This is a genomic window from Nostoc sp. JL34, from assembly GCF_017114945.1.
Classification (GTDB): Bacteria; Cyanobacteriota; Cyanobacteriia; order Cyanobacteriales; family Nostocaceae; genus Nostoc.
Genome location: NZ_JABXKQ010000047.1, coordinates 84,948 through 100,575 on the forward strand (window position 1 = coordinate 84,948; position 15,628 = coordinate 100,575).

The window sequence follows — 15,628 nt, forward strand, 5'->3', positions numbered from 1 at the left end:
TGATGTAAATGTAATCAAATACGCTATTTGCATACTGGGTTATTCAGTATTAGATGCTTTCACTATCCGGTGAGAGCAAGAAAACCCCGTGCGTAAACCTATGCGTATTTTTTTTATATGTGATTAAAGGAGCAAAATTTTCATGAAATTAAATTCATTCACTAAATTGGGCTGTGTAGTTGTTAGCAGCAGCAGTTTAGCCGCAGCCTTCATCGGTTTAGGTGGAACAAGTGCTTTTGCTCAAATTACAATTCAAAGCACTGGCACATTATCAGGCACTATCCAACTTCCCAGCATTAATCCCAATTTCAATCAAAGCACTACTCGTGTTGATACAGATGACACGGGGACTTACTCTCGGAACTTAGGTACTAATAATAATCCTAATTACGTTCCTGTATACAAGTCAGATTATGTGCAGGTAAGAACACGTGGTGATGGTAGTCTGCATTATTTTGTTGACTTTAAAGGCATTCCGATTGTCTCCTTTAATGGCGTTCTGACTTCGCCGATTCTCTCTGAAGGTGAATTGACACCATATAAATACCAGGGAAGATTGGCAGGAACCACATTTCAAGGAGTAGTTCAGGATGAATTTAATCTCACAAAAGCCTTATACACTGGTATTGTCACCGATCCAAACACTGGAAACCAGTATCAGGGCACTTTTGAAGTGAGTGGATATGGAGTGCGATATAGCGATCGCAATGGTGGTGCAACCCCCACAGTCTTTGATTTCAAGTCTGATATTCCAGGTTCGCCAAAGGTAACTTCTTTGGAAATGACTAACTCTCCCCTAGCGAGAATAATAATCAAAGTACCTGCAACTGCAACTCTCATAACTCCCACACCACCAACTACTGGTGGTAGCACACCCACTCCCCCGCCACCAACTACTGGTAGTAGCACACCCACTCCCCCGCCAGTAATTAGCGGTGGTAGTATACCCATTCCCCCACTAGTAATTGACGGTGGTAGCACACCTACTCCTACACCCGTAATTAGTAGCGGTAGCACACCCACTCCTGCACCTGTAGTTAATGGTGGTAGCACACCCGCTCCTGCACCTGTAGTTAGTGGTGGTAGTGCGATCGCTTCCTCGACACCTACAATCTACACATCTGGATCTAATTCTCCATCGCTCTCTACTACACCTAATATGGAATTCAGTAGCGGTAATTCTCTGGAGATTAATCAAGTAGTTGTTAAACCTGCAACCCTTGCTCAAGCTGCTTGTTCACAGGATTCTGCCAAGATTTGTACAACACCCACCTCACCCAAACAAGCGATCGGCCCCCGTAGTCGAGTGCTACTGCATTAGTTAGGGACTTTCACATAAAAAAGATCCATCCAACTACTTTTTCTAGGGTGGGCGTCTCGCCATTGGTGTCAAGTTAAGCTCAAACTTCCTATGTCAATAAGCATTTAGGCTTAAAAATTCGGTTTGAAAGGGACAAAAAACGAACTTTTTCATGGACTATTAATGCTTTGTTTATTAGCATCACTCCCAGCTTGCGTATAAAAGTCAGAAAAAAGTTCACCTTTATACTTCGTTCCTAACAAAACCTATCGTTGACAAATGGGTTTTAACCTTAAGTTGACACTAATGGCGTCTCGCCTGCCCCTAAGCAAACACTGACTTGACAAAAACTTTGAGTGCTTCTGGAACTCTAGCAGGGCAAAATGAAATCAATATAATAGTTAGTACAGGGGCAACATTGCAATTAAAACAGTCCACCAGAAGTTATTGGCGGTCTTTTTGTTGCTTAGACTACCTTTTGGTGGTAGATTTTACCCTGATGATTTTCTGGCTATACTAGTGACTTAAGCTGATTGATAAATTTCATTCCCCAGCATGAAATATACAAAAACTCTAAATTTTGGATATATATCAGTGTGTATTTACTTTTAACTGACACAAAAATATTGTCTGATGTTGGAGGAAATTAATTTTCTTGGGGATTACAAAAACTCGATCAATCACTGAGGTTAACACTAACACTACAGAGTGAATTTACATCCATCAAATATCTTCCGAGTAAGCACCTATGAAAGAAGAATTGATAGCCAGAGTTGTGCATGTCTTGCGAATTAATATGAGTTGGATGACTTGGAATTTATTTCTGGCTTTTATACCTTTGGCTTTGAGTGTGTGGCTATTTCGCTTTAAGCGTGGAGGCACTTGGCTTTGGTGGCTAGGATTCTTAGTTTTCTATGCTTTTTTACCAAATGCACCATATTTATTGACTGATGTAATTCACTTGATAGATGATATCCGAACGATTCAATCGGTTTGGATGATTACTTTGGTACTTTTTCCTGTGTATTTGTTAGTAATTTTAGGTGGATTTGAAGCTTATGTAATATCGTTAATTAATTGGGGTTACTATTTACATCGGATCGGCAAGAGCCAATGGATTTGGCGCGTTGAGTTGATTACACATTTTCTCTGTGCTGTTGGTGTTTATTGGGGACGATTTTTGCGTTTCAACAGTTGGGATTTTATAACTCAACCCGATGCCGTACTTACCAAAGGCGTAGAAGAAATTCTTGGAAAACAGCCCTTGGTAATTATTGCTATCACCTTTGTGGTACTAGCAGGTTTGTACTGGATTATGAAACGAGTAACTTTAAGTTTTAGCCAACCAAGTAGCAAAATAGGGATCAACTCAGAACGTGCAAACTCTAACACGCCAAACATCTGATGAATGTGGCGATTTTAGCTTGGAAATTTGGGGTTTTAATTAGTAATTACCTTGATGAATATTGCCTATCAAAAGAAAGATGCAACTAAACTCTCCTTGAGATGAAATAAACTCAGAAGCAAACGGTTAGACTTCAACCGTCATCACCTGAGAATAACGTCCTATCAGATCATTGAATATCGATGGTCTGGTCTGATGTATATACGAGTTTGGAACAGAAAGATGCGATCGCATTGTTGGGAAAATCCCAATTGTACTGCTGAAGCCTTGTTTCATGGTCGCCATCTGTAACGCGGAACCCACTGAAGGATTTCTTTAGCAAGTTGGGTGTTAATCAAGGCTTTATAAGGTTCATGTTCATATTCATCACCTCCGCGCCAATGCACTTCAGGAAGTAGAGATTGAGCCATTTCTTGACTAGTTCGATGCGCCGAAGAAATGTCATCAGCGCATAGTAGCAAGGTAACATGACCAGGATTAGGGCAGTATAAAGCGTATTGTGCTGCTTCTGCGGCGTCTCTCACATCCAGAAAAGCGCCGTATTCCCAAAATGGATTCCACTCAAAATCGGGATTAGCTTGCCGATTGGAAATAATAAAATCGTAAGTGTCTTCATCAAAAACACCTGGTGGTCGCAGACAAATAGTTGGGATACCTGTGCTATCAGTAAAATATCTGCACATTTCTTCACCAAGCCGCTTGGAAACAGCATAAGGTGTAGTTGGATAACAAAGATGATTGTCATCTAAAGGAAGATAGTCAGGTTTTCTCTCACCTTTAAAGATTCCCAATACATCAACACTGCTGAAGAAAACAACACGTTTGAGTTTTGCCTCTGCTGCTGCTGAAAGAATATGCCAAGTTCCGAGCAGATTGACTGCCATTATTTCATCTGGCACATCCTCAGAGTTTCCAAGTAGCGCCGCAAGATGAACAACTGCATCGCAGCCTTGAAGTGCTGAACGAATTTCATTTGGATTCAGAATATTATGACCATTGGCAATATCAAAGCCAATCACTTCACATCCGTCAGCCCGCAAAACTTTTTCAACAACCGAACCAATCATTCCTTCGTTACCAGTAACTAATACTTTCATAACACTCAGGACTATTTCTCATATTTACTAATATGAATACTTAGCATCAAAGACATTTTAAAATTTTACGTAACTTTGGCAATTTTAGATTTTGTAGTTTTAATTCTGAATTGAAGGAAAAATCTAAAATTGAATTACTTCTAAGAGGTTGTTTGAAAAGTTGTAAAGTATACTCAAAACCCCGCTTCCATTCCTCTCCCCGAAAGGTCGAGAGGCTTTGAAACCCCCATTCCCTTGTAGGGAAGGGGGGCTGGGGGGTTAGGTTTTCGAGGCTTAGATGTTACCAAAAAAACTTTTCAAACATCCTCTAACTAATTAAGTTTTCGGCGTGCCGCTGCTAAAATTAGACGTTGTTCAGCACGAGCGATCGCCTGATATGTTCGCTCTACTGCTTCCGGTTCAACGGAAATGGAAGTAATACCCCATTCCACTAACTTATCGATGATTTCTGGATATAGGGCTGGTGCTTGACCACAGATTGAACAAGGGATGCCAGCACTTTCAGCCATCTGGATGAGTTGAGCGATCGCCCTCATAACTGCCGGATGACGTTCATTAAATACTTTTGCTAGCTGTCCTTGTTCTCGATCCACTCCCAGCAATAATTGCGTCAGGTCATTTGTACCAATGGAAATTCCGGTTGCACCTGCTTTGACATATTCTGGCAGTAAAAATAGTACGCTTGGCACTTCTGCCATCATCCACAATTGAAACTGCGCCACCTCGGTTAAAAGAGCTTGCTCAACTTTGCGACGGCAAAAGACAAATTCTTCCACAGTCCGCACAAAAGGCAACAGTAGGTTGATATTGCTGTAACCAGCTTGCTGTACACTCGCTAAAGCTTGCAGTTCCAGTTCAAATACTGCGGGATTTCGTAAATAGCTAAAGGTGCCACGTTCACCTAACATCGACTGGGGCGAAGATTCTAAACTATCACGCAACGATGGTAAATCTTGCGATCGCCAATCTAAAGAACGATAAAAAACTGGTCTTGGTGCAAAGGCACGGGCAAACTGCATAATCTGCTCAGACCATAGCTCTAACAATTCTGCCTGACGCCCGCTTAAAATCCAAGTATTGGGATGTTGCCCGTTCAATATATTTAGTACCATCAATTCTGAGCGCAACAATCCCACCCCATCCACAGGCAAGCTTTGCACTTGTTCTATTAAAGTGGACTGACTTAAGTTAACCAGCAGTTGGGTAGCAATCATAGGTAGATGAGACGTAACAGCCGGATGGGGTGCTTTCGGGTTGGGGTGATGAGAAGAAAGAAGATTTTCTTCTCTTCCTCTCTCCATCTCCTCTTTTGAGTCTCCTTTGATGCGATAGACTTCTCCTCTGTCGCCATCAAGCAGCAGTCGTTCGCCAGTTTGAATTAAAGTTGTGGCAGATGTTGCGTTTACTACTGCTGAAATACCTAACTCTCTAGCAAGAATTGCCGCGTGGCTGGTTAATCCCCCTTGTTCTGTGATAATACCAGCAACTTGTTGCAATAATGGTAACCAATCAGGTGTAATTGTTGGTATTACTAAAATCACTCCCTTGGGTAGTTGTTCGGGTTTGTGTTGTGGATTATTAATTACCAGGGCGGTTGCTGCAACCCTTCCCCCGGCTGCCCCTAGTCCCCGAATGAAGTGTAAGTGGGGAATTACAGATTGGGAAGGACTAACTTGTGTGATGTAGAGCTTGCCAGATGTAGTTTGCTCGGCGAAAGTCCATTTAATGGTAAAGGTTTTACCTAGTTCACTTACTAGTTGAGTTCCCAGAGCAATTATTTGCTGTAAGTATTCTTCTTGTAAAGAGTACTGTTTTTGTTGGGCTTCCTGAAGTAGATAGGTAATCAGACAAGTGTGATCTGTTGTTAGCACTGAGTTCGGCAGGGGTTGCGAAAAAGCTCCAGGTGCTACATCATCAACACCATAAGCCAGCATTTTATTGCCTAGTTGTTGCTCAAGCACAACCCCAGTTTCCGGTTGAATGTAGTAGATATCTGGCTGGACTTCGCCAAGAGCGATCGCAATTCCTAATCCCCAAGTAGCTTCAATTTCCCACCCAGAGGGGTTAGCCCTGAGCAAGCCACTGGCGATCGCATTCTCAACAGGTTGTACCAAAACTGCCAGATTAATTTGTTGCAGATTAATTCCTGAGTGCTGCCAATATAATAGACTTCGGGCCCGAAATATCTGGCTCCAGGTACGCTTTAACGCCAAAGCGATCGCTTCGGGTTCGCACTGGCAAAATACTGGCTCCAGCAAACCCGATATATTCTTCATCCCTGGGGTAGCAGTTGATACTGCCAAGGTAGGTCGAAGAATCAAACAGCCAGTTTGCCATTCTTTAGCTGCTTGGAAAATTGTACTTATCCACTGTTCTGGCACAGTCGCAGTGAGAATTTCTTGGCGCAAGCGACTAGCTACCTGCTGAAGTTGACGCCAATTAGTGACATTTAGGTGTAACGAAGAATGGGGTAAGTCAGCCACTAATGATTCTGAACTATTGAGATTTTCGAGAAATTGTCGCAAAATTTCTGCTGAAACCACAAAACCAGGCATCACCGGATAGCCACGCTGGATAATTTTGCTCAAGTGAAATGCTTTGTCACCTACTTTGGCGCGGTCTTGTAGTTTAATTTGGTCTAGCCAGTAGAGTTTATCCACTCAATTTTTTAGTTGTCAGTTGTCTATTTGTAGCCACAGCCATTTCTTCCTGGTATGTTATCAGCCGTTAATCCACTGACTCCTAAATCAGTACTGGGTGCTGAGTGAATTAAAAAGTACTCATAACTTATGTGTTTAGTAAGAGCAACTTTCCTTGTGGACAGTTTTTTAACTCTAAGCCGAGACCCGGGCTAAATGCCCTGCTACCGCTAACGGAACTCAGCACTCTTCATTTTGAGTTTGCCAACCTTGTAAGTGGTTAATTGCTAATTACACGATGTATTCCTGTGATTCGACTCCTTTAGAAATCAAATTTTCTCCTTCATTTCGCCTCCTTCCTTAAAAACGGGGGTTTAGTTATTTGATCGAGTTGTACATAGCGGGATCATATTTAATTATTGAGTGTAAGGGTTAAATCTAGCAATTTAAGGTATGATTTTATATCTTATTCATTTTAGGTAGCCAAAAAACTATTTGATAAACTTAAAAGTCATGTAGTTTGCCCAAATTATGATTGTTGCCATAATTTCACAATACAAACTTAAATTTATATACCAAAAGAATATATTTTTGGAAAATAATCCTCACAATGGAAGATATTAATTGGTAGCTTAAAAAGCATTCCTGAATTGATAGAATCCAAAGATGAGATAGGCTATTGCACTACACCCATTGGATTAAACTCCATTAATAAAAGATTAAAATATTTTTGTACTATTTTTATAAAAAAATTACCACTTAAGTTAATATATAGAGTTATCTATACCAGACTAAGCATTGCCAAACACTTACTATCTTGCAACTAATGATTGGTTGAATATCAGCTTTCGGCTATGTATTGCATTGCTTATGGGAGCCACGATCGGCTTAGAACGTCAAATTAGGCGCAAACCAGCCGGTTTAAGAACTCACATGCTGGTGAGTTTAGGTTCAGCCTTATTTACCTTGATAATCATGCAAACAGGAGGACTGCAAGCTAGTCCTGATGCACTTAGCCGCGTGATTCAGGGGATTGCAGCTGGTGTAGGATTTCTCGGTGCTGGAGAAATTGTGCGCCAATCTTCTCAAAAATCACAACAACTTGAAATTCACGGACTCACCTCAGCAGCGGCTATATGGGTTTCAGCTGCATTGGGAATTGCTGCTGGCTGTGGTTTATGGCAGTTAGGATTAATCGGAGCTATGCTGAGTTTTTTGGTTCTCAACGTTTTTAAAAGGTTAGAAAAACATCAAAATAATTCATAATTACGGACAGAGAAACTGAATTTTTCAATAGAGAAATAAAAATGTCCGAGGCATCGATTCTCAACTAAATGTAAATTTAGATTTATATCAAACAAAAACCAAGTTACTGTCGGATTATTTCTCCTGATTTCACAAAAAGAATTTGGGAGGAGTTCAACCACTGGGAATCAAAAGAACCCAAGTGAGTGGTAGTAATCAGGGTTTGAAAGCGGTCTTGAATGGCATCAAGCAATTGATTTTGCCGGGATAAATCTAATTCGGCAAGAACATCATCAAGTAATAATAATGGTGGCTCTTTGATGACTTCTTCAATTAATTGTAATTCGGCTAATTTTAAGGCTAGAACCAGCGTTCGTTGTTGACCTTGAGAACCGTATTGACGAGCGGGTGTCTGGTTAATAGTCAATTCTATTTCGTCGCGATGGGGCCCAACAAGGGTAGTGCCTTGGTGCATTTCAGCGATCGCTCGCTGCTGAATTTTTGCTAAAAAAGCTTGCTGTACTTCTTCTGGCTGGTTATCCTCTACAGGAATATTCGGCACATACTTGATTTGCAAAACTTCTGTACTGCCGCTAATACTGGCGTGCCAAGCACTAGCAATAGGAGCTAATCTTTGGATGGCGCGATCGCGTCGTCTAATTACTCTAGTTCCTGTGGTAGCTAACTGTGCATCCCACACCGCCAGTTCTGAGTGTAAAGATGTTGCATCCAACGTTTCTACATGGAGTTTTAAAAAGGCATTGCGCTGGCGTAACACATGGTTATACTGCTGCAAAATGTGAGCATAAACTGGTTCAAGTTGAATTAAGAGTGTATCTAACCAGTTGCGGCGACCTTCTGGGCCGCCGCGTACTAGTTCTAAATCTAAGCTGGAAAATTGGACTGCATTGAGAACGCCGAGAAAATCCATTTGACGGCGGATAGATTCGCCATTGAGAGCAACACTACGGCGACCATTGCGGCGCAGGGTTAAAGTTAAATCACTAACACCTGTTTGTCGCTCAAGGGTGGCATCAATTTGGGCTATGGCTTCCCCTTCTTGAACTAAATCGCGATCGCGGGTTATGCGGTGTGATCGCAATGTTGCCAGCAACTCCACCGCCTCCAACAAATTCGACTTTCCCTGAGCGTTATTACCTACCAAAATTGTTTTGGCAGCTGTAAATTCAACCTTTTGGTCTTGATAATTGCGAAATTGTCGGAGGTTTAGAGTTTTGAGGTACATGGTGGAAAGTGGGGAGCAAGGGAGGCGGGGGAGCAGGGGAGCAGGGGAGCAGAGGAGCAGGGGAGCAGGGGAGAAATTGCAGTAAGTTTTTCCCCTCTGCCCCTCTGCCCCTCGGCACCTCTGCCTCTTATGCCCAATGACCAATTTACACAGCCTTCTTGCCCATAATCCGCAAAAATATTTTCTCCGCTTCAATCCAGACAAACATTAAGGCACTGAAGCCAATACAAACTCCCAATTCTTGCATATTCAGGTAGTGAGTACCAAAGAAATCTCGCAGAGGTGGGACATAAACTAGCATCAACTGCAAAATCGTGGTGACGACAACAGCCGCTAGGACAAAGATATTAGAGAAGGGATTCATCTCAATGGTCAATCGGTTGTTGGAGCGAATGGCGATCGCATGACCCATTTGGGCGATACACAAGGTTGTAAATACCATTGTTTTCCAAGTTTCGGGATCGCCCTGATACCCAGCAGCATGGGTATGTTGATAAGCCCACCACATCAAGGCAATACTGATAATGGCAAAAATGATGCCAATGCGAATCATATAAGAACCCAATCCCCTAGCAAAAATACTTTCGCGGGGACTAAAAGGCGGACGTTGCATGACATCCGGTTCTGGAGGTTCCACAGCTAATGCCAAGGCTGGTAAACCGTCTGTCACCAAGTTCATCCACAAAATTTGTAAGGGAGTAAGAGGAACGCCTCCCAAGCCAATTAAGGGTGCGGCTGCAATTGTAAGAACTTCACCAATGTTACTGCCGAGGATGTATTTAATAAAGCGGCGGATGTTGGTATAAACAACTCTGCCCTCCTTGGTAGCGCTGACAATGGTGGCGAAGTTGTCATCAAGTAACACCATGTCACTGGCTTCTTTACTGACATCAGTGCCAGTAATGCCCATTGCAATACCGATGTCAGCTTGTTTGAGGGCTGGAGCATCGTTAACACCATCGCCTGTCATCGCCACAAATCGACCCCGACGTTGCAGTGCTTGGACAATTCGCAGTTTGTGTTCTGGGGAAACTCTGGCATAGATGCTCACCAGGTCAACGTTTTGCTCTAATTCCTGGTCAGTCATCCGTTGCAATTCTTGACCTGTGAGAACGCGTACACCGGAGGGGTTGCCGGAGGCATCGACTTCTTGGGCAATTCCTAAATCGGTTGCGATCGCTCGTGCTGTTAATTGGTGGTCGCCAGTAATCATCACTGGGCGAATACCTGCTTCTCGACACTCTTGCACAGCTGCCCTGACTTCTGGGCGTGGCGCATCTAGCATTCCCACCAATCCCAGCCATACTAAGCCTTGCTCAGATGCCTCGTCTGAACCTTCCGGTGGAATCTCCGCCAGGGGTTTGTAGGCAAAACCTAGCACCCGTAGACCTTTACTCGCCATCAGGTCATTTTCTGCCAAAATTTGCTGGCGTTGTGCTTCGGTTACAGTACCCGTGTCATTACCCAAATGAATCTGAGTGCAACGTGCCAAGGTTAACTCTGGAGAACCTTTGGTAAACATTAAATAAGGTTCCGATTGGAGAAAACCGGCGATCGCTGGGTCAATACCCCTCGAAGATGCTTCACCTGTGGCTACTTGCTGCACCTGAGCAATCACGCTCATCCGCTTCCGTTCCGAGGAAAAGGGGAACTCCGCAACGCGAGGTAACTTACTGTTCCACTGGTCTTTTTCAATTCCCGCTTTTCCCGCCAGGGTGATTAATGCCCCTTCTGTAGGATCTCCCAAAATTGCCCATTCACCTTGTTCTTTTTGCAACACAGAGTCATTACAAACAGCACAGGCGACTGATAACGCGGAGATTTCTGGAGACTCCTCTAGGGAAATTTTTTGACCATTTAACTGAAAGTCCCCTGTGGGAGCATAACCTTCGCCAGTGACGCGAAAAGTTTTGTTATTGGTGGAAATCGATTGCACCACCATTTTATTTTGAGTCAGGGTGCCGGTTTTATCAGAACAGATGGTTGTTACAGAACCCAACGTTTCCACTGCTGGCAATTTGCGAATCAAGGCGTTTTGGCGCACCATTCGCTGGGTTCCCAGTGCCAAGGTGACGGTAATTACAGCTGGTAAACCTTCTGGAACCACAGCAACCGCCATACTCAAGGAAACTTCCAAGAGTTCTTGGATGTTTTTAAAACCTCCGTCCTTGATAACACCGCCAACGACGACAATCGCCACGAGAATTAAAGAACCTGTAACTAGGACATTACCCAGTTGAGTCATCCGCTGCTGTAAAGGCGTAGGTTCACTTTCCACCGCCTGCAACATCGCAGCAATTTTACCCAGTTCTGTAGTCATGCCGGTGTTCGTCACCAGAACCTTACCGCGTCCTTGGACTACTTCAGTTCCTTGAAAGACGACATTTAAGCGATCGCCTAATGATGTGTCCTCCGGCAATTTTAGTGATGCCTGTTTATTCACCGCTTCGGCTTCACCAGTCAACGCCGACTCACGCACTTGTAAATTAGACTGTTCGATCAAGCGTCCATCTGCGGCTATCTGCATCCCCGCTTCCAGCAGCATTACATCCCCTGGAACTAGTTCCTTGGCTGCTATCTCCACCAGTCTGGCGTCGCGGATCACCCGCACTAAGGGAGAAGTCATTTTTTTCAAAGCAGCCAGGGCTTTTTCGGCGCGGCTTTCTTGGACGTAGCCGAGTATGCCATTGAGGATGACAATTGCTAAAATAGCGATCGTATCTTTAAATGGCACTTCACCGGGCTTTAAACCGCCCGACTGCAAACGCATTACGTCTAAAAACCCAGAAATCAGAGCTACGCCAATCAGCATCAACAACATAATGTTCTTGAACTGATCCAGCAAAATTTCCCAAGCACTACGGCCAGCAGTTTCTTCAAGTTCGTTGGGGCCGTATTTTTGCAACCTCTGTTGAATTTCTTGGGGTGTTAAGCCGCTGTCTGCATTACTATCGAGCAGGTCTAGCGCTTTATCAACTTCTAAACTATGCCAAACGGCGGCACCTTCAGGCAGAGAATTAGCAGACATCGTGTAGGTCACAGCAAATGGTTACAAAATTCGATCATAATTTAGTGATGGCTGGAAAACCATCTCCTAAAGTTACATTAAGGCTGTGGCCCAGTTGTATGAATGTATATGTAATTCTTAACATTTGTAAATTTCTTCTTTTTTGACATAGTATTATTTCTCACGAAAGAGTTTTTCGGAACACATTATATCGATAATTGTGAGGAATAGAGCTTTAAAGCTTTGTTACAAAGCAGATGCCACAGTTAATTTGAGGCTGCCATTGCTTTCATTTACATTCCGTAGTCAATAGCCAGGATGCATGGCACGATTGCATTTCTCCATTTTTAATTTTGTGGAAAGTTGAGCCAGTCGCTTGTGTATTTACCCGCACAAGCGAACTAGCGTGCCAGTAGGGTTTCCCGATTTAGCAAACTTTTCAAGACGAATTTTGAATTTTGAATTGCTTAGGCGTGCTAAACCATTGAATAAATATGCTTAATATGAGTTTTGCACTCCCCACGACCGCAAGCCAGATGTTTGGGCAAAAAACAATTCGACCGCTTACTGCTGCTACCCTGTGTGGCATTACTTTCATTAAAGATAGACTGATTGCCATTGACAGTATTAAAGGGCATCTACTGGAGATTGATCCCACCTCTGACAACAGCAAAATTCTCAATGCTCATCAAGTTAAAGAATTTACCGATGTCACTGGTCTAGCAGCCTGGGAAGATACCCTGTGGGTGAGCCGAGAAAATAGTGTTTACTTGTGTCAGCTCAATGCTTTGGGTCTAGAACATTTTGTGACATTGCCTTATCCGGCTGACGGCGTTGCTGTTTGGGAAACAACAGTTTATGTCAGTTGCCAAAGGCTGGGCTATATTCTGGTTTTTGACCGCGAAACGCGAAAAGAGATTACCAGATTTTATGCCCCTGGAGTTGGGATAGAGAATTTGACTGTTACCCAAGAAATGCTATGGATTTGCGATCGCACCGAACAATCAGTTTACGCGATGGACAGGGCTACAGGTGAACTGAAATTCAGTGTCCTGACACCCTTTGAATGTCCTACAGGCATAGCAATCCATAAAAATAGCGAAACAGGTAAAGAAAGTATTTACGTCGCTTACGCCTCAGAGGAGCCTTATATTCGGGACAACCCCAATGCCGATCCGAGTCATGAGTTAACGTTCCGCGATCGCACTTTTATTCACCCTCTGTATTATCATTACCAACCAGATAAGCGCTACGCCCTCTCTAATGGCTATCTCATTGAAATGTCTTATGCTGAGGAAATTGCACCCTTAGACGAGGTTTATTTACCTGACGTAGAATGGCGCATCGCCCTACCATCGGAAACTGAGCGTCAAAAGGTGAAACACGTTGAACCCATCGGTATACCCTTCACTGAAGAAGTGATAGAGGGGCAACGTGTAGCAGTCTTCAAATTTGATTCTCTTGCTCCAGGAGAACGGCATATATTTGGCTGGAAAGCACTTTTGGAAGTTCGAGGAATTAAGTATCGCATCACACCCAGAGATGTTGAAGATATACCTGAACTATCCCCAGAATTACAAACACGCTACCTAGTGGATGACGACGATTTAGCAATGGACACTACCATTGTTCGCCGTGCTGCCAGAGAAGCGATTGGTTCTGAAACTAATGTGCTGCGGAAAATGTATAGCATCCGTAACTACGTTTACGATCAGTTGTCATACGGTATAAAACCTTATATTGACTCACCAGATATAGTTTTAGAACGGGGCGTTGGTTCCTGTGGCGAATATGTCGGCGTCTTACTTGCCCTATGCCGTTTAAATGGCATCCCCTGCCGCACCGTAGGCAGGTACAAATGTCCTGCCCATAGTGACTTACTAGGAGTGCCGTTACAACCCGACTTTAATCATGTTTGGCTGGAATTCTACGTCCCAAATTTTGGCTGGTTGCCAATGGAATCAAATCCTGACGATGTGAGTGAAGGTGGGCCTTATCCGACGCGCTTTTTTATGGGCTTGTGCTGGTATCACATTGAAATTGGTAAAGGTATCACCTTTGAAACCGTGACAAGTCAAGGTGCGCGGCTAACCAAAGAAGATATCCCCATCGGTGATTTGGCGATTAATCATATCCGGTTCACAATTCTTAAAGAATTACCAGACTTTTGAATTAGGGCATTGGGCATTGAAAAAACAGTTTCCTTAGCTTTATTCGGGGCGTTTAGCCCGTCCTGAGTAAAGAAGTGAGATTCCCAACTCAGCACTACTGAAGGGCATTAAGCATGAGTTATGCTTTGCCTACTTTCCCATCTCCATACAGACGCGATTAATCGCGTCTGTACTCCCCACTTTACTAGAGGCTGTATTTTTGGCTACTTGCAAGGAGAGTACAAAACCGGAGACTGCACAGGTTAAATCGAATGTAATCGCTTGGATCGAAAAACACTGTGTTATTTTAAGTCAGTAGAAATGCTGAAATACTCTATTCGATTATTACTTCATTATACTCATCTACAGAATAGAAAATAATTATTTTAGACTATGACTGACCTGAAATCCTAGTCGAATTAGACCACTTAGATACCTGTTTAGGAATGAATGAAGACAAGTAATTGATGACTTGTCTATATACATAGCTGGCTTCTATTTAATCTTTTGGAGAAGTCTAGTAAGATTATTTATGCTAATTACCCTAATTGAATTTAGCTAGTAGATTGTTTTGAAAATTGAACCGAGATAAACAGGTAAAACAATTAGCTATTAACTCTTAAACTAGGTAATGGATATGATTGATGCTGCTTAAAATCAGCAAATTCACAAATCGAGTTGAATGGGCAAAAGCGACAGTGAGAGCCAGGATTAGGAGGAAATATTTTACTGAAGTTACTAGTTTCTTCTTGATATTTTTGCAAATCGTGCTGGTGTTTGTGGGCAATATTCGCCAACTCGAATTTTAATGATTCTAATTCACTATTATTAATACTAATTAAATCTGACTTTTTACATATTTCTAAATTATAAAATGATGCAACAGCTTCTCGTCCAGGGTAAAGATAACGAGCAGCTAACAAGTAAACTAATGCCTGTCGTTTGTCAAAAGCTGATTTACCAGTTTTGAAATCCAAAATATGTAAAGTGCTATCAGACTCAATAAAAACGCAGTCCATAGCCGCGTATAAGCGAAAGCAATAATCTTCTTGTTCAACTACTATCGGTTTAGGAAAGCCTTCATCACCCGGTGTTAATTGGATAATATCTTTATCCAAAAGCAACGGCGAATCGTGATATTTTTGCAAAATTTGCAGCACGCGTTGCTGGACTTGAACGCTTGAGTTGCCTAATTTTAGTAGCTGGGCAACTCTTTCTACACCATCTGCTTGCTTCAACAGATGCCTGTGATGATGAAACTCGTAAACGCCTTTTTGAGCTAGTATGCCAATCCGCTGGGGTGCAGTGGCTTGTGTTAAAAGCGCTTTGACTTGTGGTTCGTGTTGCCGTGCTTTGATAAACCCCCGTCTCATCTGGCAATGCCAGCGTTCTTGCCCAGTCGCTGGGGCAACTAGAGACCAAAGGTGATAACTGGCAAAAGGTCGATCGGGGGTTGACATTGCTCAGAAACAGTGAGAGAAAATACGGTGGGGAGAAGTTTAAACTAAGACTTCCCTAGAAAAGAACTTCGGAGGATAC

At 42.9% G+C, this 15,628-nt stretch carries 9 protein-coding genes and 1 pseudogene; 5 read left to right on the forward strand and 5 right to left on the reverse strand.

The window, feature by feature from the left end:
- The first annotated feature begins 142 nt into the window (after positions 1–142).
- Complete coding sequence (locus tag HWQ44_RS09945) at positions 143–1,321, forward strand: hypothetical protein (RefSeq protein WP_292718059.1); 1,179 nt, start codon at positions 143–145, stop codon at positions 1,319–1,321.
- Between the two features lie 727 nt (positions 1,322–2,048).
- Entirely contained in the window at positions 2,049–2,705 is a 657-nt protein-coding gene (locus HWQ44_RS09950; RefSeq protein ID WP_292718061.1) for a DUF1361 domain-containing protein, read from the forward strand.
- Between the two features lie 272 nt (positions 2,706–2,977).
- Here the strand turns inward: HWQ44_RS09950 and HWQ44_RS09955 are convergent, their stop codons facing one another.
- Together HWQ44_RS09955 and HWQ44_RS09960 are read right to left on the reverse strand one after the other, a co-directional pair.
- Complete coding sequence (locus HWQ44_RS09955; protein WP_292718063.1) at positions 2,978–3,802, reverse strand: NAD(P)-dependent oxidoreductase; 825 nt, start codon at positions 3,800–3,802, stop codon at positions 2,978–2,980.
- A gap of 311 nt (positions 3,803–4,113) precedes the next feature.
- Positions 4,114–6,462: a putative PEP-binding protein gene (locus tag HWQ44_RS09960; RefSeq protein WP_292718065.1), complete on the reverse strand. Its 2,349-nt coding sequence runs from the start codon at positions 6,460–6,462 to the stop codon at positions 4,114–4,116.
- A 777-nt stretch (positions 6,463–7,239) separates the two neighbouring features.
- Between HWQ44_RS09960 and HWQ44_RS09965 the strand changes: the two genes are divergently transcribed.
- Positions 7,240–7,707: an MgtC/SapB family protein gene (locus HWQ44_RS09965; RefSeq protein WP_292718067.1), complete on the forward strand. Its 468-nt coding sequence runs from the start codon at positions 7,240–7,242 to the stop codon at positions 7,705–7,707.
- A 103-nt stretch (positions 7,708–7,810) separates the two neighbouring features.
- Here the strand turns inward: HWQ44_RS09965 and recF are convergent, their stop codons facing one another.
- On the reverse strand, positions 7,811–8,932 hold the full coding sequence (recF, locus tag HWQ44_RS09970) for a DNA replication/repair protein RecF (protein WP_292718069.1): 1,122 nt from the start codon (positions 8,930–8,932) through the stop codon (positions 7,811–7,813).
- A gap of 145 nt (positions 8,933–9,077) precedes the next feature.
- Positions 9,078–11,960, reverse strand: coding sequence for a cation-translocating P-type ATPase (locus HWQ44_RS09975; RefSeq protein WP_292718125.1), 2,883 nt, complete (start codon positions 11,958–11,960; stop codon positions 9,078–9,080).
- A gap of 482 nt (positions 11,961–12,442) precedes the next feature.
- Between HWQ44_RS09975 and HWQ44_RS09980 the strand changes: the two genes are divergently transcribed.
- Entirely contained in the window at positions 12,443–14,110 is a 1,668-nt protein-coding gene (locus HWQ44_RS09980) for a transglutaminase family protein (protein WP_292718070.1), read from the forward strand.
- Positions 14,111–14,368: 258 nt separating this feature from the next.
- Positions 14,369–14,470: pseudogene (locus tag HWQ44_RS09985) on the forward strand (IS1 family transposase); the annotation flags it as partial.
- Between the two features lie 224 nt (positions 14,471–14,694).
- Here HWQ44_RS09985 and HWQ44_RS09990 read toward each other — a convergent pair.
- Positions 14,695–15,549, reverse strand: a complete 855-nt coding sequence (locus HWQ44_RS09990) for a PD-(D/E)XK nuclease family protein (protein WP_292718072.1) — start codon at positions 15,547–15,549, stop codon at positions 14,695–14,697.
- Between the last annotated feature and the right edge of the window lie 79 nt (positions 15,550–15,628).